Source organism: Chromohalobacter marismortui, from assembly GCF_004364315.1.
GTDB lineage: Bacteria > Pseudomonadota > Gammaproteobacteria > Pseudomonadales > Halomonadaceae > Chromohalobacter > Chromohalobacter marismortui.
Window position 1 is genome coordinate 1 of the sequence record NZ_SOBR01000011.1, and the last position, 24,328, is coordinate 24,328.

The window sequence follows — 24,328 nt, forward strand, 5'->3', positions numbered from 1 at the left end:
TCGTCCGCGCGCTTCTGGAACGGCCTGCCCGACGATGTGCGCCCGGTGGTGGAAAAGGCCCTCGACAAGGCGATTGCTTACGGTAACAAGATCGCTGCGCGCGAAAACCAGGAAGCCAAGGAAGCCATCATTGCCTCCGGCAAGTCCGAGATCATCGAGTTGACGTCGGAGCAACGTCAGAAGTGGGTCGAGGCGATGAAGCCGGTGTGGAACCAATTCTCCGAAGAGATCGGCCAGGACGTGATCGATGCGGCCAAGGCCTCCAACCTCGGCGGCAAGACCATCGAGGAAGTTACCGCCGACCAGAAGGGCTGATGCACGTCATTCCCATGTCTTGAAGACGGCGGGCCATCATGGCTCGTCGTCTTCATTCAAACGGGCCTGCCAGCGTCTCGGCCGCTAGCCGGCTGGCCGCCTCCACGCCTCGAACCATCCCAGTCCCGCCCGCGTGTCGGCACGGGGCTTGTATTCGCAGCCGATCCAGCCCTCGAAGCCGTCTGCGTCCAACTGCTGGAAAAGCCACGGATAATTCACTTCGCCGGTATCGGGTTCGTGGCGCTCGGGCACGCCGGCGATCTGAAGATGGCCGACCCCCGCGCGATGACGCTGATAGGTCGTCCAGATATCCCCGTCCATGATCTGGGTGTGGTAGAAATCCATCTGCACCTTGACGTTGGGCTCGCCCAGTTCGGCCACGATGGCGTGTCCCTCGGCCTGGTGGTTGAGGCAGTACCCCGGCATGTCGCGGGTATTGATGGGCTCGATCAGCAATTCGAGGTCGTGCTCGGCGAGGCGGCGGGCGGCATGGCGCAGGTTGTCCAGGTACACCGCACGCCATGTTTCCCGTGAAACACCCGCGGGGGCCAGCCCGGCCATGGCATGCAGACGCGAGCAATTCAGCGCCCGGGCGTAACGAATCGCGGTCTCGACGCTGTCGCGGAACTCCGCCTCGCGCCCCGGCAGGGCGGCGATGCCGCGCTCGCCGGCGTCCCAGTCGCCCGGCGGCAGGTTGAACAGCGCCTGCTGCAAGCCATGACGCTTCAACTCGGCAGCGATGTCATCGGCTTCGAACGCATAGGGGAACAGGAACTCGACCCCTTCGAAGCCGCAGGCGGCGGCCTCGGCGAAGCGCTCCATGAAGGGCACCTCGTTGAACATCATGGACAGGTTGGCGGCAAAGCGGGGCATGGGGAGACTCCTTTCAGAAAGTGCTTACCAGTGGGCGCCGAAGGCCTGACGCAGCTCGTCGATTTCCGCTTCGCCCAGGGTGCGCACATCGTGCTGGCGTAGCAGGAGATACAGCTTGGCGGTTTCTTCCAGTTCCTCGATGGCGTTGCGTGCCGCTTCCAGGGTCTTGCCCGCCACCACGGGGCCGTGGTTGGCCAGCAACACCGCGCCATGGGACTTGGCGTGTTCGCGTATCGCGTCGCCGAGGGCGGGATCGCCGGGACGGTAGTAAGGAATCAGCGGCAAACGCCCCACGCGCATGACGAAATACGGCGTGATGGGGGGCAGGCAGGAGCGTTCATCGAGGCCATTGAGGCACGAGACCGCCGCTGAGTGCGTGGCATGCAGGTGAATGATGCCGCCGGTATCGGGACGCTGATCGTAGAAGGCGCGATGCAGGAACGACTCCTTGGTCGGTGGCTCGCCGTCGAGCAGGTTGCCGTCCCAGTCCAGCTTGGAAATCGCGGCGGGATCGAGGGCGCCGAGGCTGGCGTTGGTCGGCGTCATCAGCCAGCCGTCATCGAGCTTGGCGCTGATGTTGCCGGAGGTGCCGGGCGCCATGCCCAATAGTCGGAAGGCGCGGCCGATCTCGGCGATCTCTTCGCGCAGGCGGTTTTCGGTGGTCGTGGTGCTGATGTGGCTCATGGCAACATCCCCCATGCCTTGGTCATGAAGTCCCGGGCGCCGAAGTTGCCCGACTTGAGAGTCAGGGCGAGCGGCGCCGGCGTGCCAAAGGTGGTGGTCCAGGGCACGCCGGGGTCGATGCTCGGGCCGATGCGCAAGCCCTGCACGCCAAGGGCGTTGACCACCGCGCCGGAGGTTTCGCCTCCCGCCACGAGCAAGCGCCGTACGCCATGGTGCTCGACGAGGGACTGGGCGATCTCGGCCATGGCGCGTTCGACCAGGGCCCCTGCCTCCGCGACGCCGAGGGCCTCCTGCGCCCGTCGCACGTCTTCCGGCGAGGCGCTGGCATACAGCAGCACCGGGCCGCGATCGAGATGTTCTTCGGCCAGCGCGAGCGCCGCCGCGATGACCCCCTCGAAATCATCGGCCAGGGCCAGGGCGTCGAGGTAATGGCTCGGGTAGTGATCGCGGGCATGTTCGAGCTGCGCCAGGGTGGCGCGCGAACAACTGCCGCTCAAGATCGCCTCTCGCCCGGCGATGGCGGGCAATGCATCGGCTTGTCCTGCCGCAGGCAAGCGGTCGGCCAGGTTGGCGGGCAAGCCCAGGGCCAGCCCGGAGCCGGCGGTCACCAGGGGCAGGTGGCGACAGGCGTGCGCCAGGGTATGCAAATGCTGGGTGTCGATGGCGTCGCAAATGGCGATGCCCACGCCCGCCGCGCGCAGCGCCTGGATGCGGGCCTCGACGGCTTCGACACCCTCGCTGAGCGTGGCGTAGTCGATCAGATCGACCCGCTGGTGCGTCTGGGCGCCGAGAACGCGCACCAGATTGGCATCCGTCATGGGCGTGAGGGGGTGATCCTGCATGCCGCTTTCGTTGAGCGGCACGCCCCCCGCAAACAGGTAGCCGTTGTAGACGGTGCGCTGGTTGGCGGGCAGTGCCGGACAGGCCACGGTGAAGTCGGTGTCCAGTGCCGTCATCAGCGCGTCGGTCACCGGCCCGATGTTGCCTGCGGGCGTGGAGTCGAACGTCGAGCAGTACTTGAAGTAGAACTGCTCGCAGCCCTGGGCCTGCAACCACGCCAGCGCTTCGAGAGACTGCGCCACGGCCTCGTCGGCCGGCAGAGTGCGTGATTTAAGGGCGACGACCACCGCCTCGACGTCATCGTCCAGCGCCGTCGACGGGACGCCGATGGTCTGCAGCGTGCGCATGCCGGCACTGACCAGCATGCTCGCCACGTCCGTGGCGCCGGTGAAATCGTCGGCAATGCAACCGATGATGGGCATCGTCATTCCTCCTCCCCTGTGTCGGCATCGTTGGCCGCGTGAGACGGCAACCCGAAGCCCGGAAACGTCTTGACCACGGCGGCGTCATCGTCGCTGCCGTGGCCGAGCGCCGAGGCGTGGGTAAACATGCTGAGCGCCTGACTGGTCAGCGGCAGGGGAAACTTGTCGCGATGGGCGGTGTCGTGAACCAGCCCCAGATCCTTGACGAAGATATCCACCGCCGAACGCGGCGTGTAATCGTTGTCGAGAATGTGCGGTACGCGATTCTCGAACATCCATGAGTTGCCGGCGCTCTGGGTGATGACCTCATACAGCACCCGTGGGTCGCAGCCGCCGCGTATGCCATAGGCCATGGCCTCGGCGGCAGCGGCAATGTGCACGCCCGCCAACAGCTGATTGACCAGCTTGACCTGCGATCCCTGTCCCATCGCATCGCCAAGCCGGAAGACCTTGGCGGCGAGGGCGTCGAGGACCTCCTCGACGCTGTCGAAGACATCGTCAGGCCCCGAGGCCATGATCGTCAGCGCGCCTTGGGCGGCCTTGGCGGCGCCACCGGAAATCGGCGCATCGAGCAGACGCAGGCCCCGGGTGGCGAGCTCGTCGCCCAGGGCGACTACGGCCTCCGGCGCGCAGGTGGCGCATGAGATGACCACGCTGCCGGGCGCCAGGCCGTCGGCGATGCCCTGCGGCCCGAACAGGACCTCGCGGGTCTGTTCGGCGTTGACGACCACGCTGACGACGACATCGACGTGGGCGGCCATCTCGGCGGGCGAGGCGACCGCCCGGCCACCATGAGCGTCTAATGCCTGCCTGGCGTCGGGTCTCAGGTCGCATCCCCAGGTCGTGAAGCCGGCATCGACCAATGAGGTCGCCATGCCCATTCCCATCGACCCCAGGCCGATGATCCCCACCCGCGCGCGTCGTGCTTGTGTCATCTCGCGTTCCTTGTCTGTGGTTCTTTGATGAAACGGCCGTTGGTCAGATCGGCGTGTCGGTTGCGGTGTCCTCGAGACGTTCCAGCAGATCCGTCGGTGCCTGGCGCAGGCGCCATTCGGCATGCTCAAGGTGGCGTGCGGCGGCCTGGGCGGCGGCCTCTTCGTCGCCCTGGGCGATGGCATCGACGATCGCTTGATGCTCTTCGATGACCTGCGCCATGAACGTGTCGCGCAACGACTCATTGGTGCGTGTCACGGTAATGGCGTGATGCAAGAAACGGTTGTAGAAGTCGATGACCGCCGTGAAGTGCGTGTTGTTCGACGCCTCGGCGATGGCGCGATGAAAGGCCATGTCCTGATCGACGCCGTCGGCGCCGATTTCGACGGCCTCGTCGATATCGACCATGGCATTACGGATGCGGCGCAATTGGGAGGGCGTGCGGCGCTGCGCGGCCAGCCGCGCCGCCTCGACTTCCAGGGCACGGCGCAGTTCGAGCAGGCGGATGACCGATTGCAGCGATGGGTCGGGAATCGCCAGGCGCAGTGCCACGGTGGGTACCTCGGCGACGAAGCTGCCGCTGCCGCGACGCGATGTGACCAGGCCGGCGTTACGCAGCATCGAAATGGCTTCGCGCACCACCGAACGGCTGATGCCATAGCGTTCGCCGAGCGCCGCCTCGGTGGGCAAACGCTCCCCGGGGCGCATCTCGCCGGTATGGATGGCGTGCGTCAACTGCCGTGCGACCTGCTCCGAGAGTTGGGTGCCACGGGTCGGTTGGGTCTCTGGGGTAGTGATCACCGCTGTTCCTTCGTTGATCGCCGCGAAGCGTGGTACGGCCTCGCCAGTGATAGCGCTGAGGCGTCTCCGACTAATGGCGGTGTTGCCTCAATGGATTTGTCAGACAACATTATAAATAACGCGGTGACGACACAATACGTCTTTGGATCAATGTCGCACTGCCAGTAGAGATTCATGCGAAGTATCGCTTCGCTCGACCGGGGATAAGTGAATGCAAGTCATCGTGACCGGAGGTGCCGGCTTTCTCGGCGCACGCTTGATCCAGACGCTGCTCGAGGGTGGACGGCGTATTGAGGGAGAGACGATTACACGGGTGACGTCGATCGACCTCGCGCCCTGTCCTCTCGACGATCCACGCGTCGAGTCGTGGGTCGGGGATGTCGCCGACAAAGCGCTGATCGAGCGTGCTCTGAAGGACGATACGCTCGCCGTCTGCCATCTGGCGGCCGTGGTCAGCTCCCAGGCGGAGGCCGATTTCGAGCTGGGCATGCGCGTCAATCTCGAGGCAACACAGGCCCTGCTCGATGTCTGTCGTGCCCATCCGCGCCGCTTGCGTTTCTTGTTCGCCAGCTCTCTGGCGGTGTTTGGCCCCGGACTGGCACAGCCGGTACCCGAAGAGACCGGCCCTCAGCCGCGTTCTTCCTATGGCGCGCAAAAAGCCATCGGTGAGCTACTGGTCAACGACTACAGCCGGCGGGGCTTCATCGACGGACGCGTCTGCCGGCTACCGACCATCGTGGCGCGACCCGGCAAGCCCAATCAGGCGGCCTCTTCGTTTGCCAGCTCGATCATTCGCGAACCGCTGGCGGGACAGCGTGCCGTGTGCCCTGTGGATCCCGACCTGCCGCTTTGGCTGTCGTCGCCGCGCGCGGTAGTCGGCAACCTGTGCCATGCCTTGCAGCTCGGCGGTGGCGCGCTGGACGAGTGGCGTACGCTCAACTTGCCAGGCATCACCGTCACGGTGGCGCAACTGCTGGGCGCCTTGGAACGCCAGGCAGGGGCCGAGACGCGGGCGCTGGTGGATTTCGAGCCGGATGCTGCCATCGACAAGATCGTCGCGAGCTGGCCGGGAGGTCTGGATATCGAGCGTCCGCTATCGCTGGGGTTCCAGGCCGACGCCGATGTCGACGCCGTCATTCATGCCTATCGCGAGGATTACTTGAATACCTGACGCCCGTCGAGGCCCGGCGGCGTTAGTGGCCGCCCGTGGCATCGGCGACATTCCACGCACGCTTGCATCCTTGGATACAACAACGCTGCTTAGCCAGTCACAACAATGCACAGGAGTACGCCACCATGACGGAAACCGCTGCAGGCCCACAGGTCATCATCGGCCTGGGTATCGCTATCTTCGTAATGATCGCGCTGGTCTTGAAAACCCGCGTGCACGCCTTGCTGGCGCTCATCATCGCTGCCTCGATCGCCGGCTTGATCGGCGGCATGCCGCCCAATGCGGTGATCGGAGCGATCACTGACGGTTTCGGTAGCACGCTGTCGACCATTGGGTTGGTCATCGGCTTCGGGGTGATGATGGGACGTATCCTCGAAGTCTCGGGCGCCGGTCAGCGCATGGCCTACTCCATTCTCAAGATGCTCGGCAAGGAGCGCGAGGACTGGGCGATGGCACTGACCGGGTATATCGTCTCGATTCCGATCTTCTGCGACTCTGCCTACGTGATCCTCAACCCCCTGGTCAGGGCGCTGGCACGCAACAGCGGCCGGTCTGTACTGGCGTTGGGCATCGCCCTGGCGTCGGGGTTGGCCATCACCCACAGTGCCGTGCCGCCGACACCCGGGCCACTCGGGGTGGCGGGTATCTTCGGTGTCGATGTCGGCCTGATGATCGCCTGGGGGATCGTCTTCACGATACCTGCCTTGATCGTCATGGTGCTTTACGCACGGTTCATGGGGCCGCGTATCGAGGCGATGATCGAGCGTGATGTACCCGATACGTTACGTCGCGATGAAGATGAAGAAGACCCTCTCGCCGGTCAGCGTCCCATGGAAGAGCTGCCCACATTGCTGAAGTCGGTAATGCCCATCGCACTACCAATCGCTTTGATCTTTCTCAATACGTTGGTGACCGCGATAGTGGGTGAGGGCGACGATCCCGCCCTGGTGGTGCAGATCGTCCAGTTCGTGGGCCACCCGGTAATTGCCGTGGGCATCGGGGTCCTGGTGGCGGTGTACGGACTGGTACCCAAGATGCCGCGCGACCAAGTGTTGTCGCATCTCGAAAAAGGCGTCGAAAGCGCCGGCATCATTTTGCTGGTGACCGGCGCCGGGGGCGCTCTGGGGGCCGTATTGCGTGCCAGCGGGGCTGGCGATTACATCGGCGAAAGCGTGGCATCGCTGGCCATGCCGGCTTTCCTGATTCCCTTCATTATCGCCACGCTGGTGCGTTTCGTACAGGGTAGCGGCACTGTATCGATGATCACCGGGGCATCGATTTCTGCGCCGATTCTATCGTCCATACCGGATGTCAATCTGGTGCTGGCGGCTCAGGCAGCGTGTCTCGGTGGGCTGTTCTTCAGCTATTTCAATGACAGCTATTTCTGGGTCGTCAATCGCATGCTCGGCGTGAGAACCGCCAAACACCAGCTATTGGTGCTATCGGTGCCCACGACGCTGGGGTGGGCGGCTGCGCTGGTCGCCTTGTTCATCGCCAATGCCTTCGTGGGTTGAGCGACTTCCGGTCCGCATGGAAGAGGAAAGATGCTATGAAAATCACGCGAGTCAGGGCCCGTGTCTTCGAATGGAAAGGCGACACGGTGCCGCCGCAGCCACACTTCTGCACCAACGCCATGGACGTATTGTGGGATCGTGGCGATGCCATGGGCAGTTTCCGGTTCCATGGCTGGACGGTGGTCGAGGTCGAAACGGACGAAGGGATCGTCGGGCTCGGCAACGTGGCCCTGGCGCCACGTGTCGCCAAGACGATCGTCGATCAGCACCTCGCCCCCTTGGTCATCGGCCAGGACCCGTTCGACTACGAGTACCTGTGGCAGCGCATGTATCGCGCGACGCTGGCGTGGGGCCGGCGCGGCATCGGCATGGCGGCAATCTCGGGAGTCGACATCGCCATCTGGGACGTCATGGGCAAGGCGCTCGGCAAGCCGGTGTTCAAGCTGCTGGGCGGTCGGACCAAGGAGAAGATCCCGTGCTACGCCTCCAAGCTCTACAACACCGATCGCGAGACGATGCAGCGCGAGGCACAAGCCTATCTCGACCAGGGATTCGCGGCGATGAAGATGCGCTTCGGTTACGGGCCCAAGGACGGGCCCCGCGGCATGCGTGAGAACCTCAAAAGCGTGGCCGCGGTGCGCGAGGTGATCGGCGAGGACATCGACCTGATGGCCGACTGCTACATGGGATGGAACCTCGACTACACGCGACGCATGCTGCCGAAACTGGAACCCTTTGAGCTGCGTTGGTTGGAGGAGCCGGTGATCGCCGATGACATCGACGGTTACGCCGAGCTCAATCGCATGGCACCGATGCCGATCTCCGGCGGCGAGCACGAATTCACCGTGCACGGTTTCCGACAACTCCTGGAGAAGAAGGCGGTGTCGGTGATTCAGTACGATACCAACCGGGTCGGCGGCATCAGCGTAGCGCGCAAGATCAACGCCATGGCCGAGGCCTTCGAGATCCCGGTGATTCCGCATGCGGGTCAGATGCACAACTACCACCTGACGATGGCCTCGCTGGCCTCGCCGATGTCGGAGTTCTTCCCGGTGCATGACGTCGAGATCGGTAACGAGCTCTTCTACTACTTGTTCGAGGGCGATCCAGAGCCGGTCGAGGGGTATCTCGATCTGGATGACACGACGCCCGGCCTCGGGCTGACGCTCAATACGCGCCATCTCGATCGCTTCCATATCATCGAGTGACGACGCGCGGCGTCGCCCTGCCGAGGGAAAGCGACGCCGCGACGTAACACGCCAATCGCATGACGTTTCATGTCAATCTAAAGCGTGGCGAGCTTTCGATAATGGAGGAGTTCGACGGCATCGTGCCGCCCATTCAGACGCTCAGGACGCCACCATGAACCGAAACGTCATTCTTACCTGCGCCATCACCGGTGCCGGTGACACGGCCGACAAGCATCCCGACCTGCCCATCACGCCCAAGCAGATCGCCGATAGCGCCATCGAGGCCACGCGCGCCGGGGCGAGCATCGTGCACTTGCACGTGCGTGACCCGGAAACCGGTGGGGTGAGCCATTCCACCGAGTACTTCCGCGAGGCGGTGGGGCGCATCCGCGAGGCGGATGTGGATGCGGTCATCAACATCACCGCGGGCGGCGGGGGCGATCTGTTCCCCGAGGTTCGTGATGGCGCCATCCACGGTCTCGAAGGCACCGACCTGCAGACGCCGGCGGAGCGCCATGCGCCGGTCGGCGAGCTGTTGCCGGAAATCTGCACCCTGGATTGCGGCAGTCTCAACTTCGGCGACATGGTCTATCTCAACACCGCCGATTGGCTGCGCGAGCATGCCCGCCTGGTCAAGGACGCGGGGGTGAAACCCGAACTGGAGTGCTTCGATCTGGGCCACGTGTGGTTCGCGCGCCAGTTGATCGAGGAAGGCCTGATCGAGGACGATCCGCTGTTTCAACTGTGCCTGGGGATTCCCTGGGGAGCCGAGGCGGACACCGAGACCATGCTCGCGATGCGCAACAAGCTGCCCGCCAACGCGCACTGGTCGGCGTTCGGCATCGGACGCAGCGAGATGCCGATGGTCGCGCAGTCGATGCTGCTCGGCGGTCACGTGCGGGTCGGCCTCGAGGACAATCTTTACCTCAGCCGCGGCGTGTTCGCCACCAATGCTCAACTGGTGGAACGCGCCGCGACGATCGCCGAGAACCTGGGTGGCCGCGTGCAGACGCCGGCCGAAACACGCCAGACGCTGGGTCTGCGCCAGCCGTGAGCGACAAGGAGAACATGATGTCTCGACAAGACACGGCCGCGGCGGGCGATGTGCCCGCGCGGGTCGCCGTGATCGGCACCGGCGTGATCGGCAATGGCTGGATCGTGCGGGCCCTGGCGGCGGGTTGCGATGTGGTGGCGTTCGACCCGGCCCCCGGCGCCGAGGCGACGACGCGCGCCTTCTTGGAACGGGTCTGGGATTCGGTGGCGACGATGGGCCTCGCCGACACGGCGGACCCGAGCCGGCTGCGTTTCGCGGCCTCGGCTAGCGAGGCCGTCGAGAAGGCCGACCTGGTCCAGGAAAACGTGCCCGAGCGGCTCGAGATCAAGCATCGCGTCCTGGCGGAGCTGGATGCACATGCCCCCGAGGGCGTGGTGATCGGCTCCTCGACGTCCGGCATCAAGCCCAGCGAGCTGCAATCGGCCTGCACGCGCGACCCCGGTCGCGTCATCGTCGCGCACCCGTTCAACCCGGTGTATCTGCTGCCGCTGGTCGAGCTGGTGGGCGGCGAGCACACCGCGCCGGTCGTCACCGAGCGCGCCCGGGCCCAGTATGCTGCGCTGGGCATGCGGCCGCTGGTGGTGCGTCGCGAAATCGAGGGCCATGTGGCCGACCGCCTGATGGAGGCGCTGTGGCGTGAGGCGCTGCACCTGGTCAACGACGGTGTCGCCACTACCGAGGAAATCGATGCTGCCGTGGTCTACGGCGCGGGCCTGCGCTGGTCACTGATGGGCACCTTCCTGACCTTCCACCTGGCGGGTGGCGAGGGTGGCATGCGCCACATGCTGCACCAGTTCGGGCCGGCACTGAAGCTGCCGTGGACCAAGCTCGAGGCGCCGGAACTGACCGACGAGCTGATCGAGAAGGTCGCCGATGGTTGCGAGCATCAAGCCGCCGGGCGCAGCGTCGCCGAACTGGAGACGCGGCGTGACGAATTCCTGACCGAACTGCTGGCATTGACTCGCAAGTACTGGCCGGAAGCCGAGGGGCTCGAGGGGCGCATCTGATGAGCCGGATACCAGACAGCTCAACGTTCGGCCCCTTGTTGGAAACCCGGGTGGCCGACGCCTGGGTCGACTACAACGGCCACATGAACGATGCCGAGTACGCGCGGGTCTTCTCGCTGGCCGTCGAGGCATTGATGGCGCGTATCGGCCTCGATGTGGCGGGGCGCGCCGAGCATGGTTACACGCTCTATACCCTGGAGACGCATCTCTGCTACCGCCAGCAAGCGCATCGCGGCGAGGCACTGATGGTCGATTTGACGCTGCTCGACCATGATGCCAAGCGGTTGCATGTCTTCTTCACTCTGCGCAACGTTGACGGCGACCCGCTGGCGACCAGCGAGCAGATGCTGATGGGCATCGATGTCGCTAGCGGTAGGCCCGGACCGTTCCCCGCACCGGTGGCGGCGGTTATCGAGACATTGCCGCCCGCTGGAGACGAGTGGCCGAGCGCCGCGGGGCGGCGTATCGGCATCGTGCGCCGCTAAGGAAGCGCCGGGTAAATCGGCGAGCGTCAAAACGCGCCATGACGTCTTTCCTCGCGGCAAGGAACCCGCCCACGGCAAGCCATGGGCGGGTTTTTTGTATTTGTAGGTGCTACTGCGCGACTGGATCAGCCCTGGCCGAGTACCTCGACGCGTTGCCGGCGGTGGGCACGGCGTAGCATGCGTAGCCGCGAGCGGGCTTCGTCACGCTCGAGATAGCAGCCTTGCAGCCAACGGCGCCCGCCCTGGCCGACATCGAAGGCATCGCGGGCATGCAACAAGCGGCGGTTGTCGAAGATCACCAGGTCGCCGGGGGTGTAGGTAAAACGCAGCGCGAACTCGGGCTCTCTGAGCAGGCGCTGCAGCGCCATCAAGGCGGCATAGGCAGGCTCCACGTCCTCGAACGGTGCCATCAGCGGGCCGCGCAGGAAATCGGCGATGCGCACCTCGTCGAAATTGCCGTCGTCATCGAGCTTGATCATCGGTGCGTACCACACATGATCGGTGGTGCGGGCCGTATTGGCGTAGCACCAGCGTACACGCGTGAGCGTCGCGAAATGCTCGGGATGACGCTCGCGCAGGGCCTCGGCCATGGCGAAGCCGTCCATCATCACCGCTTCACCGCCGATGGTGTCGTTTTCCAGGCAATGCAGCAGCTGCAAGCCCGGCTGATACTCGCGGGTCGGCAGATCGACGTGCGGTGGCAGGGCGATCGAGGTGTAGGCATTGGAATCGGGATCGGGCTTGGCACGCACGTCGAATAGCGTGCCGAAGTTGGTGGCGCGCGGCGGGCCGATGCGCCGGGCGATGGCATCCAGGCTGCCGGGCTCGGTGGGCAGGTTGCGTAGCCGCACCAGGCCTTCGCCGATGACGGCCTCGAGGGCGCTTTCCAGGCAGGCATCCGGTACCAGAGGATCATCGTCGGTGTCCAGCCAGTCGCGCGCATCGAGGGTCGTGGGCGCGTCGCGTTCGCTGCCTTTCCATAATCTGGCAGGGGGCAGTGGGGCGTCGAGTTCCGCCAAATGCGTATAGTCGTGGGCGCGGAGCCAGCCGGGATGAAAGCGCAGGCGGCGTTGCTCCGGGGCGAAGACGATCTCCAGCGCACCGGCGTCGTCGAGGCGCGCCTCGACGACGGTGGGCCACGCCTCGAGACGCGACAGGTCGAGGATGCGCTCGCGCGTGGCCGGATTGACGGTGCTGTCGTCGGCGGCGTTTTCGCGCAGCCAGATGCTGTGGTACTGGCTGACGCGACCGTCTTCCCAGCGCACTTCCACCTGGCGGGGCGTGTGGCTCACGTTGTGGATGGCGACCTCGACCGGCCAGGCGTCGTAATCAGGCGTCGCGGGGAGCGTGCCGCCGGGCGTATTGGCAGACGTGGCAGCAGGCGTGGAAAGGGGCATGACGGCATCCTTGGCTACAAGACATGGCCCCAGCATGGCCTGACGCGTGGCCCCTATTTACACCCCAAGCGACGGCTTCTTGCCGTAAACCGTCATGTTGTGTCGTCAGGGTGCGGGTGGCGTGCCTGGCGCGGGCTGGTGCCGAAATGCTGCTTGTAGGCCCGCGAGAAACTGGAAGCCGAGGTGAAGCCGCTGGCCAGGCCAATGCTCAAAATATCGCGGTCGGTTTCCCGCAATAGCTGGCGGGCATGCTGCAAGCGCAGGCGCAGATAGTGATCGCGTGGCCGCTCGCCGAGCTCCTGTTCGAAGAGACGCTGAAGCTGGCGCAGCGAGATGCCGATGCGCGCGGCGAGCCGGGCGAGTGTCAGCGGTGTCTCGAGGTGCCGCTCCATCAAGGCGACGGCCTCGATCACGCTGTGCTTGTGGGTGCCCAGGCGCTGGGTCAGATCATGGCGCTGGTGATCGTGACGCGGGCGCATGCGGGCGTGAATCAACTGCTCGGACACATCAGCGGCCAGCGCATCGCCATGGCGACGGGCGATCAGGTCCAGTGTCATGTCCATCGCGGCGGTGCCGCCGGCGCAGGAGAAACCGCGTGGGCCGACTTCGAACAGCGACTCGACGGCGTCGATCTCGGGGAAGCGCTCGCGAAACGCCGGCAGGCTTTCCCAGTGCAGGGTGACACGCTGCCCCGCGAGCAGTCCGGCGCGGGCGAGGATCAGGCTACCGGTGTCGATGCCGCCCAGCACGCTGTCACCTTGATGGCGCTGATGCAGCCAATGCAGCAAGTGGTGGGTCAGGCGCTCCTCGGGCTCGAAGCTGGCACAGATGGCGATGCTGGGCAGTGCCGGTGCCGAGGCGAGGGTGTCGTCGGCGAGCAGCGTCATGTCGTTGCTGGCGGTGATCGAGGCGCCGTCCAGACCGATCACGCGCCAGGTGAACAGGCGCTCTCCAGCGATGCGGTTGGCAATGCGCAGTGGCTCGACGGCCGAGAAGAACGCCATCATCGAGAAGCGCGGCAACAGCAGAAAGCCGATGGGCTCGGGCAATGGGCCGGCATAGTGTAAGCGCATCGATCTCCCTCACGGCGATACATCGGGCGACGGTCGCCGCGACGTGGTCACCATAGCAAATTCCCCGGGCATGGGGGACGCGTCGGGAGAAGGATCGCCACGGGCAGGGCAGAGGGGGCCGGTCCTGGTGACCGGCCCGGGGAGGTCACTCTTTGTCGAGCCAGCTGTCGACGAGATCGCGATGTCCCTCGATCCACTGCTTGGCGCCTTGCGTGGGGTCGCCGACCTTCTCGATGGTCAGCATGAGATCGGCCAACTGGGCGTGGCTCATGTGCCAAGTGTCGAGCATCTCGGTAACCTCGGGGTGGCGCTCGCCGAAGCCCTTGGGCGACATCCACATGATATCGTCACCCCCGCCGTAGCTCTGCTTGGGATCCTCGAGGGCCTTGAGGTCGTACTGCGCGTAGGCCCAGTGCGGCTGCCAGAGCGTGACCGCGATGGGTTCCTCGTTGGCGTAGGCTTCCTCGAGGGCCGCGAGCATGGCCGGGCCGGAGCTGTTCAACTGACGGAACGGCAGATCGTAACGCTCGATGGCGTTTACGGTCTCGCCGGAGATGGCCGAGCCCGACTCGATGCCGATGATGGTGGGCTGGCCCTGATAGGCGAAGCGCTCGGCGTTGGCTTTGAGGTCGCTGATGCTGTCGATGTCGTTCATGTAGGCGGGCACCACCAGTTCGTCCTGGGCGCCGTCGTACCAGGCATCGTGAACGGCGATCTTGTCTTCATAGGGCTTGAGGTACTGGGCGTCGCCGTTGGGCAGCCAGACTTCCAGCGAGATATCCAGATCGCCCTGTGCCAGCCCGCTGAACAGCACGCTTTTGCCGGTGGTGGTCAACTCGACGTCGTAGCCTTGCGCTTCGAGCAATTGCTGCCACATGTGCGAGACGGCGATGTTTTCCGACCAGTTGTTGGTGCCGATGGTCAGCGTGTCATCGGCCGAGGCGGTCATCGAGAGGCCGGCCAGGCCGCAGGCGAGGAACAGGGGAGTCAACGGTTTCATACGTATCCTTTTTTGTGTGGATCAAGTGGATGATGAGGGTGTCGGGCGGTGCATCGGCATCGCCGATCGGGCAGATGGGTCATTCTGCCATCAGCGTGTCGGAATAGCCGTAGGTCGAGAGGCGTTCGATGCCGTCTTCGGTGATCAGCACCTGTTCTTCCAGCTTGACGCCCTCGGTGCCGTCGCGATGGCCGATATAGGCCTCGACGCACAGCGTCATGCCGGGTTCGATGTCACCATCGTAGCCGACCTCGTCCCAGTCCATGTCGTGGGCGATCAGTGGCCATTCGCCGGTCATGCCGCAGCCGTGGACGATGTCCAGGTAGCGATTCTCGCGATAGCCGTCGGGGATCGGCCACGCTTGTTGCGAGTAGTCGCGAAAGCTCATGCCGGGGCGCAGCAGGGCGATGTTGCGTTCGAGCTGGTCGGCGGCCATGCGATACAGCGCCTTCTGCTCGGCGTTGGGCGCGCCCGCGCCAGGCACGTGGAAGGTCCGCGAGAAATCCGTGTAGTAGCCGAAGCAGCCCACGATGTCGGTATCGAAGGCGACCAGCTCACCCGGGGCGATGACCTTGTCCGAGCATTCCTGGAACCACGGGTTGGTGCGCGCGCCGGAACTGAGCAGGCGGGTCTCGGCGTACTCGCCACCGGTGGCCAGCACATGCTGGTTGAAGATCGACCACAGCTCGTTTTCGCTCATCCCGGGCCGAATGGCGGCTTCCATACGGGTCATCGCGGCTTCGGTCAGGGTCACGGAGCGGTGGATGAGCGCCAGCTCGTCGACACTCTTGATCGACTTGGCGCCCTCGACCACGGTGGCGGCGTCGGTCAGTTGGAAACCGGCCTGGCCCAGCGCCTCGATGGCGCCGGTGGGCGCGGACTCGATGCCCAGGCGCTGGCCTTGGGTATGTGAACGTATGAACAGGTCCCGGATGTCATCGACGAAGGCCTGGGTATGTGCTGCGCAGCGTGGGCCGCTGTACTGCGGCATTACCGCCCGGGCGGGATGCACCTCGTCGAGCAATTCGGCGTTGGCCGCCAGATGCAGGCAGGCGCTGAACTCAAACAGCACCACCGGGCCGTCCGCCGCGACGTAAAGATAACGGGCCGGGTTGCGCTGCGAGTAAACCTGCATGTTGCGCACGCCGCAGGCATAGCGAATGTTGATGGGATCGAACAGGATCACCGCGTCCAGTTCGTGGTGCTTCATCTGCTGGCGCAGGCGTTGCAGCCGGTAGCGCTCGACGCGCGAAAGCAGCGCGGCATCGAGCGTGGCGTGACGAAAGCCGCCGTCGGTGTAGGGGCCGCCCGTGGGGACAGACCCGGCGAGTGAAACGATATCGCCCATTGAAAGGCATCCTTGTAAAGAGTGAACGAGATGCTGGGTGACGTACGCGGGGTGTCGTCAGCCCATGAGCGCGTCGTGACGGCGCTGATTGTCGGCGTCGATGTGCTGTTGCGTGACGCGGCCGTAGATTCGCTTGGTGTGCTCCAGGCTGCCCATCATGTCGGGCGTCTTGGCGTAGCCGAGCAGGGTGCACAGACGCTGTCCCTTGGCGGCGGCGACGCGGTGCATGGAGTAGCGTCCCTTGAACAGCTGCAAGTCGCCGGTGTTGAGCGTCAATGATTCGACATCAGTGTGATCGCCTTCGAGTATGCGCTGCACGGCCGCGAAATTTTCCTCGCCCGGGCGACGGATGTTGGGTGCGTACTGGAATTCGCCGCCTTCGTTGGGGCGCCGCGTCATCAGGCTGACGATGAATTCGTTGGTATCGAAGTGCCAGGGCAGCTCGGTGTCGTCGGGCATCACGTTGATGACCAGCCCCGCGATGGGGTCGGCGAACTCGTAGATCACCGACTCTTCGAGGCAATCGGCCACGAAGCGTTGAAAGTCGGGGTCGCGATAGAGCTGCTGGACGATGGCGTCCTCGGGAATCAGGTCGCGCGCCACGAAACCGTTGGTGTAGTGCTGGAAGAAGCGAGCGGGGTGATCCTCGGGCAGTGACGGATCATCCGGCGTGACGTAGGGATTGACGTTGTTGTCCGAGTAGAACGCCTTGGGCGCCAGGGCCTCGCTTTCCTCGCGCAGCGGCTCGATGAGGTCCTCGCGGATGAACTTCGACAACAGGGCGCAGCCGTCGGTGCGCAGTTGATCGCGCACGCTCTCGACAGTGGCCCGGTAGGCGTCGCTGTCGCGCGCCAGGATCGGGTAGCGTTCGAGATCGATGAACCGTGCCAGGGGATGATGCTCGGCGGTGACGTCTTGCTCGGTGGTCTGTGTTGCGAGTGTTGCCTGTGACATGAGATCGCCCCTCCTGATGGATCGTGGTTAGCCAGTCGTGGCCGGCCAGTCGGCGCTAGCCGGCCATGGCTAACCGGTCGTGACTAGAAAGTGGCGATACGGTAAAAGCCCGGGGAGCGTGAAACTAATGAGAATGTCCGGCCATCTGCGACGAGATTCTTATCATTCGGTCTGAGCCGCTTGGCGACGCGTCTCGCGCTCACTCATCGGCGCGATAGAGATGGCGTAGCGTGTCCGCCAGCGGTTCGGCGACGGCGGCGATGTGGGGCGTCTGCGTATAGGCCAGGTACCAGGGAATGCGCGGGATATCGCCGGCCAGGGGGCGCATGACGACGTGGCCGGCCTGATGGGCGTCCCGGGCGGCCCAGCGCGACAGGATGCTCACGCCCTTGCCGGCGGCGACCAGCTCGAGGATCAGGGCGACCGACTCGATCTGTACCATGTGCGAGGGGTAGACGCCGGCGGGCTGGAAGAAATGCTCGAACTCGTGGCCGGATTCGGGCGTGATGCTGTAAGTGAAGTGGCGCCCCTGATCGAAGACTTCGGCGGGCACGGCATCACGCTGTGCATAAGGGTGCTCCGTTGGCAACACGGCCACCAGCGGCTCCTCGAACAGCAACTGGTGGGCGATGCCGCGCTGCGAAGGGACTTCGATCATGCAGATCATGTCGACCCGGTTGGCGAGCAGGGCCGTGGTCATGTCCGCCATGGGCAAGCGCACCAGGTCGATATCGCGCTCATGCTGGTCGTAGAGATGCGGGATCGCCCGCGAGAAGGTGTCGTAGGGGCCGATGCCCAGACGCAGGGCGGGCTCGGCGCGGCGAGCCAGTTGCCACGCCTCGAGCTCGGCGTTGCGTAGGCGGGGTAGCACGTCGTGCGCGGCGTCGAGCAGACGCTCGCCCGAGGCGGAAAGCGTCAGCCGACGGCCTTCGCGATGGAAGAGCGCGACGCCCAGGCGGCGTTCCATCTCCCGAATGCGATGCGTCGCCGCCGGCTGGGTGATGCCGATGGCGGCGGCGGCATCGTGTACCGTGCCGTGGGTCGCGATGGCGTCGATCAATACGTAATACTTGATATCCAGCATGGGACTCGCGAGGCTCTTGATGGATGGCTGAAGAGTGGCGCGTCGCGTGAAACGGCATGCTACGCTCGATACCAGATGTCACACGGAGATGCCACAAGGAGCAAGTAACGATGTCGGAGGATCACGACACCGCCAACGCCGAACTGGACGAGGCGACGATCCGGCTGGCCGCGGAAATCTTCAACAGCGCCCGCAACGGCGAGACGGAAAAACTGCGCGGCTGGCTGGCCCAAGGCTTGCCGCCCAACATGTGTAACGACAAGGGCGACAGTTTACTGATGCTGGCCAGCTACCACGGTCATCTCGAGGCCACGCGGCTGCTGCTCGAGCAGGGCGCCGACCCCGAGATGTACAACGACAATGGCCATCATCCGCTCTCCGGCGCGGCCTTCAAGGGTGACCTGGCCATGGCCGAGCTGCTGGTCTCGCATGGCGCCTCGGTCAATGCCCGCTCTCCCGACGACAAGACGGCCCTGATGTTCGCCGCCATGTTCGACAACGCCGAGGTCGTCGAATACCTGCTGGCCCAGGGAGCCGACCCACGCGCCACCGACAGCCGTGGCATGACGGCGAGCGAACTCGCCTCGGCGATGGGCGCGACGCAGACGCCGGCGATGCTCGACGCCGTCTGAGCGCTGGTCACGATCGCCTGGAAACGGGCCGCCGGAAACGAAGACGCCCCTCGCTGCCCCTGATATCCAGGGGCAGCGAGGGGCCTGTTGCACAGCGCGCTGGCAGGGGGTGGTTTACACCGCGTCCTTGCCGGTTTCACCGGTGCGGATGCGGATGACCTGTTCGAGCGGCGAGACGAAGATCTTGCCGTCGCCAATCTTGCTGGTATTGGCCACCTGCGTGATGGCGTCGATCACCTTCTCGATCATGTCGTCGTCGACGGCGACCTCGAGCTTGACCTTGGGCAGGAAGTCGACCACGTATTCGGCGCCACGATATAGCTCGGTATGCCCCTTCTGACGGCCGAAGCCCTTCACTTCCGTGACGGTAATCCCCTGAACGCCGATCTCGGACAACGACTCGCGGACGTCGTCGAGCTTGAACGGCTTGATGATGGCGGTCACCAGTTTCATCGTCTTTCTCCTCGCATCGTATGTGCGGGTGGCGCATACCACCCTCGATTATGCCCAACGATCATGCTTCCAAGCATACACCGCTGGTCGCGGGATTAAAAAAAGCCCCCCGAAGGGGGCCAGGGGAGCACGCCAGCTCACTCGGTGTGTCGGCTCTCTTACTTCTTGCCGACGGAAAATTCGGGATAGGCTTCCAGGCCGCATTCGGCCAGGTCGACCCCTTCGTATTCTTCTTCCTCGCTGACTCGTACGCCCATCACGGACTTGAGGATCAGCCACACGATCAGACTCGCGATGAAGCACCACAGGAAGATGGCGACGGCGCCGATGATCTGCGCGCCGAAGGAGGCGCTGGCATTGGTGACAGGCACCACCAGAACGCCCCACAGGCCGGCCACGCCGTGCGCGGAGATGGCACCCACCGGATCGTCGATCTTCAGCTTGTCCAGCGCCACGATGGAGACGACGACCAGCAACCCGCCAACGGCACCGATGAGCGTGGCGCCCAGGCCGGTGGGGGATAGCGGATCGGCGGTGATCGCGACCAGGCCGGCGATGGCACCGTTGAGCGCCATGGTCAGGTCGGCCTTGCGGAACCAGATCTTGGCGAGAATCAGTGCGGCGATTACTCCGCCCGCAGCCGCAGCGTTGGTGTTGACCAGCACCTGCGCCATGTTATTGGCGGAATCGATGTTGGAGACCATCAGCTCGCTGCCGCCGTTGAAGCCGAACCAGCCCATCCACAGGATGAAGGTCCCCAGCGTCGCCAGCGGCAGGTTGGCGCCGGGAATGGCGTAGATCGCGCCGTTCTTGCCGTACTTGCCCTTGCGCGGTCCGAGGACAATGACGCCAGCCAAGGCGGCGGCGGCCCCTGCCATGTGAACGATGCCCGAACCGGCATAGTCGGAGTAACCCAGTTCGGCGAGCCAGCCGCCGCCCCAGGTCCAGTAGCCCGACGTCGGATAGATGATCGCGGTCATCACCACGGCGAAGGCCAGGAAGGCCCAGAGTTTCATGCGCTCTGCCACGGCGCCGGAAACGATGGACATGGCGGTCGCCACGAACACCACCTGGAAGAAGAAGTCGGCCCGGTTGGAATAATAGATATCGCCGTTGCTACCCAGCACTTGATCGACGCTGTTTTCGCCGCCCAGCAGGAAGCCCAGGCTCGGCAGGAAGCCGCCCGCGCCACTGGAATACATCAAGTGATAGCTGAACAGCAGATACATGGTGCAAGAGATGGCGAACAACACCACGTTCTTGGTCAGTATCTCCGCCGTGTTCTTGGCGCGGACCAGGCCCGCCTCGAGCATGGCGAAGCCGGCGGCCATCCACATGACCAGCACGGCGCAGACCAGAAAGTAGAAGGTGTCGAGCGCGTACGATAGCTGCGTAATATCTTCAGTCATTTATTGTGTCTCCCTTCAGCCCTTGCCTTAAACGGCGTCGGCTCCGCGTTCACCGGTGCGGATTCGAATGACGTCTTCGAGCGGCGTGACGAACAGTTTGCCGTCGCCGATCTTGCCGCTGTTCGCGGCATTGCTGATCGCCTCCAGCACGCTTTCCAGTCGATCTTCCTCAACCGCGATTTCTATTTTTACCTTGGGAAGGAAGTCCACGACATATTCGGCGCCGCGATACAGTTCCGTGTGACCCTTTTGGCGCCCAAATCCCTTCACCTCCGTGACGGTGATCCCTTGGACGCCGTTGTCGGCCAGCGCCTCGCGGACATCGTCCAGCTTGAAGGGTTTGATGATGGCGGTAATGAGCTTCATGCCAGTTCTCCCGTTGTCGGCTTTCGCCTCTCGGGACGTACGCAGAAGCCATGCCATTTTAGCCATGCACCATTTAAAACAGTCGGTTACGTGTGATCGCGGGCACGCTGCCGGGCGTGCTGCCCAAACATGGATCGCCCCTCGCCAGATATTGGTGCGCCGTCTTGATGGGCATGCACCAATATGGCGCATGCGTATTTCGTCGGCCTTGCGTATGCTGTGGCGAGAAGGAAACGTTCAATCCGAGGGAACTCTCTATGGCGACACACGACCTCTTCTCACGTCTCGCACAGCAAGTCGGCGACCGGCTTCAGGACGCCTCGCACGCGCCGGAAGACATTCAGCGCAGCGTTCAGGGCGTGATGCGCGGCGCCTTCGATCGCATGGAGCTGGTCTCGCGCGAAGACTTCGACATTCTGATGGAAGTGCTGCAACGCACGCGCTCGCGTGTCGAGTCCCTCGAGGCCCAGGTGGCGGCACTGGAAGCGGCGCTGGATGTAGGGCAGAGCGTCCCGATGGCGGCCGCTGAAGGCGCCGAACCGGCGGCCGAGCACGCTGCCAAGGGCGACGCCGACGCGTCGAACGCGCCCGACGCTTCCCACGAGCGCTGATCGCCGCTCGATAGCGGATGCCGTCTCGGCCGGTCGAGACGGCATCGCCCCTTGTACTTCTTCCTTGCCGGTAGTCCCTATCGCCGCTACGCGTGCGTTACCATCATCAATCCATTAGTGTATATGCATGTCTTGATGTGATCGGAGGGGCTGCATGGCGCTTGCCATCATCAACACGCGCGCGGGGCTGGGGCTGGAGGCGCCGGATGTGCTGGTCGAGGTGCATCTGACCAACGGCCTGCCGGGCCTGGCGATCGTCGGTTTGCCGGAGGCGGCGGTCAAGGAAAGCCGCGAACGGGTACGCAGCGCGCTGATCAACGCCGGTTTCGATTTCCCCACGCGACGCATCACGCTCAATCTCGCCCCGGCGGATCTGCCCAAGGAAGGCGGGCGTTTCGACCTGCCCATCGCGCTGGGCATCCTGGTGGCGTCGGGGCAGATTCCCGGCGAGGCCGTGGCCGGCCTCGAGTGCCTGGGCGAACTGGCGCTGGACGGCAAGCTGCGCCCCGTGCGCGGGGTGTTGCCAGCGGCCCTGGAAGCGCGTCGGGCCGGGCGTGCCCTGCTCCTGCCCGAGAGCAATGCCGATGAAGCGGCGTTGGCTGGTGATTTGGCCGTCCTGCCTGCCGCCGATCTACCGCAGGTCGTCGCGCACCTGTTCAAGCAAGCGCCGATCACGCCGCACCAACTTGGTGAGCGGCCTGTACCGCGCTTGGCCGAGCCCGATCTCGCCGAGGTGCGCGGTCAGCACCAGGCCCGGCGGGCGCTGGAGGTCGCCGCCAGTGGCGGCCACAATCTGCTGTTCGCTGGCCCACCGGGTACCGGCAAGACCATGCTCGCCAGTCGATTACCCGGGATTTTGCCGCCCCTCCAAGAAGATGAAGCGCTGGAAGTGGCCGCCGTGCGCTCGGTATGTGGCCTGCCGATTCTCGAACGCTGGGGACAGCGCCCGTTTCGTACCCCGCATCACACCGCCAGCGGTGTAGCGTTGGTAGGCGGTGGCGGCAAGCCGCGTCCAGGAGAGATTTCCCTGGCCCATCACGGGGTGCTGTTCCTGGATGAATTGCCGGAGTTCGACCGGCGTGCGCTGGAGGTACTACGCGAGCCGCTGGAATCGGGCCAGATCGTCGTCTCGCGAGCATTGATGCAGAGCTGCTTTCCCGCGCGCTTTCAACTCGTGGCGGCCATGAATCCATGCCCGTGCGGACATCTCGGTGATCCGCGCAAGGCCTGTGTGTGCACGCCGGCCCAGGTGCAACGCTACCAGGCGCGTATCTCGGGCCCGCTGCTCGACCGTATCGATCTGCAGGTGGAAGTCCCCGCGCTGCCCGCCGCGCAACTCACCGAGCAACGCCGCGGCGAAAGCTCCGCGGTCGTTCGCCAGCGTGTTCTCGCTGCCCGCCAGCGCCAAGCCCAGCGCGGCGCGCTCAACGCCTACCTGCCTGGCAGTACGCTGGAGGAGCTTTGCGCCCTGGATGGCCAGGAACGCACCTGGCTGGCCGACGTGCTCAATCGTCTCAACCTTTCCGCCCGCGCCTACCATCGCGTGCTGCGCGTCGCTTTGACCCTCGCCGATCTCGCCGAGGAGCCCCGTCCCCGCCAGCCGCAACTGATGGAAGCCATCGGCTACCGTCAGCTGGATCGGCTGATCGGTGGCAATGGCGGGGCTTAGTCGGCCGTGTCGTAGGACGGCGCGTCGGCGCCGGGGATGCCGTCGCGAATGCGGGCAGAGAAATCCTCGGCGTCGTCCGCTTGCAGGGCGCGGGCGTTGATGTGACCGGCGGCCTTGAGCCTTGCGAAGGGCACGTGCGGTGCCAGTGCGCCGACACTGTGCACGTACTCCGGCAGGTAGCCCGAGAGCAGCAGGCGATGGTCGAAGGGCAGCCCGGGGACGATGCGCTTCATCATGGCGTAGACCAGCGTGGTGCAGTTGGTGGTGAGCGTGTTGTAGTAGCGTGGCTCGCGTTGCAGTCGGTGGGCCTCATCGAGATAGGCGAGAAACAGGTCCTGCATGACCGGCTTGGGCATCTGTACACGATACAGGTAGACGTCCTCGCCGCGCACATTGGTCCGCAGTCGCACGATATCGCGCTCGTCGGCGGCAATGATGCTGACTTCGTATTCCTTGAAGAAGCCGCCCAGGGTGGAGAAGGCCTCGCCGCGCTCCTTGCGTATCTCCACCGAGAACGTCAGGTAACGCCCGTCGTCGAAGCCGAAGCTGACCAGCGTATGGGCGATGGCCGGCCCCATCCAGTAGGACACCAGCAGGTCGACGGAGCGTATTCGGTCCAGGTCATAGCGGCGGGTGTCCCAGCGCTCGTCGAAGTCCTGCGGGGTGCGCCATTGGAAGTTGCGCACGTTTTCCAGCGTGACGCGGTGATCGTCCTGGCGTATGGCGTCGACGATATGGGCGACATCCGGCGCCCAGTCGCGATCGGCGGCGGGCTGTATCGAGACCCACCAGGCGCCCAGCACGAGATAGAGGAGGCCATAGGCCAGCATCGCCCGCTGCGGCCAGCCCTTGGCGAAGAGCCCGACGCAACAGGCCAGTGCGGCGGCGATCCATATCCCCGTGGCGACGTAGCGCAGCGCGGCGGGGCCGGGTAAGCGGTACCACAGCGCCAGCACCGCCCAGCCGCTGCTGGCGACGATGAGCAGCGCCATGAGGCTGGCCAGGACCCCGTGCCACAGCGCTGCCACCCAGCCGCGCGCCAT

24 protein-coding genes and 1 pseudogene are annotated in these 24,328 nt (G+C 64.8%); 10 read left to right on the forward strand and 15 right to left on the reverse strand.

Going from position 1 to position 24,328, the window contains the following annotated elements; genetic code table 11:
• Window positions 1–315, forward strand: a pseudogene (locus C8E00_RS15815) (hypothetical protein); the annotation flags it as partial.
• Between the two features lie 84 nt (window positions 316–399).
• Here C8E00_RS15815 and otnI read toward each other — a convergent pair.
• The 5 genes from otnI to C8E00_RS15840 are packed head-to-tail and all read right to left on the reverse strand — an operon-like array spanning window position 400 to window position 4,868.
• On the reverse strand, window positions 400–1,188 hold the full coding sequence (otnI, locus tag C8E00_RS15820) for a 2-oxo-tetronate isomerase (RefSeq protein ID WP_133698485.1): 789 nt from the start codon (window positions 1,186–1,188) through the stop codon (window positions 400–402).
• 24 nt (window positions 1,189–1,212) lie between these two features.
• Window positions 1,213–1,872 carry a 3-oxo-tetronate 4-phosphate decarboxylase gene (gene otnC, locus C8E00_RS15825; protein WP_133698486.1) on the reverse strand — a complete coding sequence of 220 codons (660 nt, stop codon included), beginning with the start codon at window positions 1,870–1,872 and terminating at the stop codon, window positions 1,213–1,215.
• The gene (gene otnK / locus C8E00_RS15830) at window positions 1,869–3,140 is read right to left on the reverse strand and encodes a 3-oxo-tetronate kinase (protein ID WP_133698487.1); all 1,272 of its coding nucleotides are present in this window, start codon (window positions 3,138–3,140) and stop codon (window positions 1,869–1,871) included. The genes otnC and otnK overlap by 4 nt, the downstream gene beginning before the upstream one ends.
• Window positions 3,137–4,192 carry an L-threonate dehydrogenase gene (ltnD, locus tag C8E00_RS15835; protein WP_279586117.1) on the reverse strand — a complete coding sequence of 352 codons (1,056 nt, stop codon included), beginning with the start codon at window positions 4,190–4,192 and terminating at the stop codon, window positions 3,137–3,139. The genes otnK and ltnD overlap by 4 nt, the downstream gene beginning before the upstream one ends.
• On the reverse strand, window positions 4,113–4,868 hold the full coding sequence (locus C8E00_RS15840) for a FadR/GntR family transcriptional regulator (protein WP_133698489.1): 756 nt from the start codon (window positions 4,866–4,868) through the stop codon (window positions 4,113–4,115). Before C8E00_RS15840 ends, ltnD begins: the two co-directional genes overlap by 80 nt.
• A 211-nt stretch (window positions 4,869–5,079) precedes the next feature.
• Between C8E00_RS15840 and denD the strand changes: the two genes are divergently transcribed.
• The 6 genes from denD (at window position 5,080) to C8E00_RS15870 (ending at window position 11,289) form a co-directional block, all read left to right on the forward strand.
• On the forward strand, window positions 5,080–6,039 hold the full coding sequence (gene denD, locus C8E00_RS15845) for a D-erythronate dehydrogenase (RefSeq protein ID WP_133698490.1): 960 nt from the start codon (window positions 5,080–5,082) through the stop codon (window positions 6,037–6,039).
• A gap of 125 nt (window positions 6,040–6,164) precedes the next feature.
• Window positions 6,165–7,553, forward strand: coding sequence for a GntP family permease (locus C8E00_RS15850; RefSeq protein WP_133698491.1), 1,389 nt, complete (start codon window positions 6,165–6,167; stop codon window positions 7,551–7,553).
• A 35-nt stretch (window positions 7,554–7,588) separates the two neighbouring features.
• Window positions 7,589–8,761, forward strand: a complete 1,173-nt coding sequence (locus tag C8E00_RS15855; RefSeq protein WP_133698492.1) for an L-rhamnonate dehydratase — start codon at window positions 7,589–7,591, stop codon at window positions 8,759–8,761.
• Between the two features lie 154 nt (window positions 8,762–8,915).
• Entirely contained in the window at window positions 8,916–9,797 is an 882-nt protein-coding gene (locus C8E00_RS15860; protein ID WP_133698493.1) for a beta-keto acid cleavage family enzyme, read from the forward strand.
• Between the two features lie 17 nt (window positions 9,798–9,814).
• The gene (locus C8E00_RS15865) at window positions 9,815–10,804 is read left to right on the forward strand and encodes a 3-hydroxyacyl-CoA dehydrogenase NAD-binding domain-containing protein (protein ID WP_208291952.1); all 990 of its coding nucleotides are present in this window, start codon (window positions 9,815–9,817) and stop codon (window positions 10,802–10,804) included.
• Window positions 10,804–11,289, forward strand: coding sequence for a thioesterase family protein (locus C8E00_RS15870; protein ID WP_133698494.1), 486 nt, complete (start codon window positions 10,804–10,806; stop codon window positions 11,287–11,289). The genes C8E00_RS15865 and C8E00_RS15870 overlap by 1 nt, the downstream gene beginning before the upstream one ends.
• Window positions 11,290–11,414: 125 nt before the next feature.
• Here C8E00_RS15870 and C8E00_RS15875 read toward each other — a convergent pair whose 3' ends face one another.
• From C8E00_RS15875 to C8E00_RS15900, 6 genes are all read right to left on the reverse strand, one after another.
• Complete coding sequence (locus tag C8E00_RS15875) at window positions 11,415–12,686, reverse strand: TauD/TfdA family dioxygenase (protein WP_243833210.1); 1,272 nt, start codon at window positions 12,684–12,686, stop codon at window positions 11,415–11,417.
• 92 nt (window positions 12,687–12,778) lie between these two features.
• Window positions 12,779–13,759, reverse strand: a complete 981-nt coding sequence (locus C8E00_RS15880) for a GlxA family transcriptional regulator (RefSeq protein ID WP_133698496.1) — start codon at window positions 13,757–13,759, stop codon at window positions 12,779–12,781.
• A 145-nt stretch (window positions 13,760–13,904) separates the two neighbouring features.
• Complete coding sequence (locus C8E00_RS15885) at window positions 13,905–14,759, reverse strand: glycine betaine ABC transporter substrate-binding protein (RefSeq protein ID WP_133698497.1); 855 nt, start codon at window positions 14,757–14,759, stop codon at window positions 13,905–13,907.
• 79 nt (window positions 14,760–14,838) lie between these two features.
• The gene (locus tag C8E00_RS15890) at window positions 14,839–16,107 is read right to left on the reverse strand and encodes a M24 family metallopeptidase (RefSeq protein ID WP_133698498.1); all 1,269 of its coding nucleotides are present in this window, start codon (window positions 16,105–16,107) and stop codon (window positions 14,839–14,841) included.
• Between the two features lie 57 nt (window positions 16,108–16,164).
• Window positions 16,165–17,061: a HalD/BesD family halogenase gene (locus C8E00_RS15895; protein ID WP_133698499.1), complete on the reverse strand. Its 897-nt coding sequence runs from the start codon at window positions 17,059–17,061 to the stop codon at window positions 16,165–16,167.
• Window positions 17,062–17,260: 199 nt separating this feature from the next.
• Window positions 17,261–18,145: a LysR family transcriptional regulator gene (locus tag C8E00_RS15900; RefSeq protein ID WP_133698500.1), complete on the reverse strand. Its 885-nt coding sequence runs from the start codon at window positions 18,143–18,145 to the stop codon at window positions 17,261–17,263.
• Window positions 18,146–18,255: 110 nt separating this feature from the next.
• Here C8E00_RS15900 and C8E00_RS15905 point away from each other — a divergent pair, with 110 nt between their 5' ends.
• Complete coding sequence (locus C8E00_RS15905; protein ID WP_133698501.1) at window positions 18,256–18,777, forward strand: ankyrin repeat domain-containing protein; 522 nt, start codon at window positions 18,256–18,258, stop codon at window positions 18,775–18,777.
• A gap of 114 nt (window positions 18,778–18,891) precedes the next feature.
• On the opposite strand, the gene glnK is transcribed toward C8E00_RS15905, so the two are convergent.
• The 3 genes from glnK to C8E00_RS15920 all read right to left on the reverse strand — a co-directional run bounded on the left by glnK (window position 18,892) and on the right by C8E00_RS15920 (window position 21,005).
• Window positions 18,892–19,230 (reverse strand): P-II family nitrogen regulator, encoded by a 339-nt coding sequence (glnK, locus tag C8E00_RS15910; protein WP_133698502.1) that lies wholly within the window; start codon window positions 19,228–19,230, stop codon window positions 18,892–18,894.
• A 158-nt stretch (window positions 19,231–19,388) separates the two neighbouring features.
• On the reverse strand, window positions 19,389–20,639 hold the full coding sequence (locus tag C8E00_RS15915) for an ammonium transporter (protein ID WP_133698503.1): 1,251 nt from the start codon (window positions 20,637–20,639) through the stop codon (window positions 19,389–19,391).
• Between the two features lie 27 nt (window positions 20,640–20,666).
• The gene (locus tag C8E00_RS15920; RefSeq protein ID WP_011508451.1) at window positions 20,667–21,005 is read right to left on the reverse strand and encodes a P-II family nitrogen regulator; all 339 of its coding nucleotides are present in this window, start codon (window positions 21,003–21,005) and stop codon (window positions 20,667–20,669) included.
• A 257-nt stretch (window positions 21,006–21,262) separates the two neighbouring features.
• Between C8E00_RS15920 and C8E00_RS15925 the strand changes: the two genes are divergently transcribed.
• Together C8E00_RS15925 and C8E00_RS15930 are read left to right on the forward strand one after the other, a co-directional pair.
• The gene (locus C8E00_RS15925; protein WP_133698504.1) at window positions 21,263–21,616 is read left to right on the forward strand and encodes an accessory factor UbiK family protein; all 354 of its coding nucleotides are present in this window, start codon (window positions 21,263–21,265) and stop codon (window positions 21,614–21,616) included.
• Between the two features lie 154 nt (window positions 21,617–21,770).
• Window positions 21,771–23,285 (forward strand): YifB family Mg chelatase-like AAA ATPase, encoded by a 1,515-nt coding sequence (locus C8E00_RS15930; protein ID WP_133698505.1) that lies wholly within the window; start codon window positions 21,771–21,773, stop codon window positions 23,283–23,285.
• On the opposite strand, the gene C8E00_RS15935 is transcribed toward C8E00_RS15930, so the two are convergent.
• Complete coding sequence (locus C8E00_RS15935) at window positions 23,282–24,328, reverse strand: Lnb N-terminal periplasmic domain-containing protein (RefSeq protein WP_133698506.1); 1,047 nt, start codon at window positions 24,326–24,328, stop codon at window positions 23,282–23,284. The genes C8E00_RS15930 and C8E00_RS15935 overlap by 4 nt on opposite strands.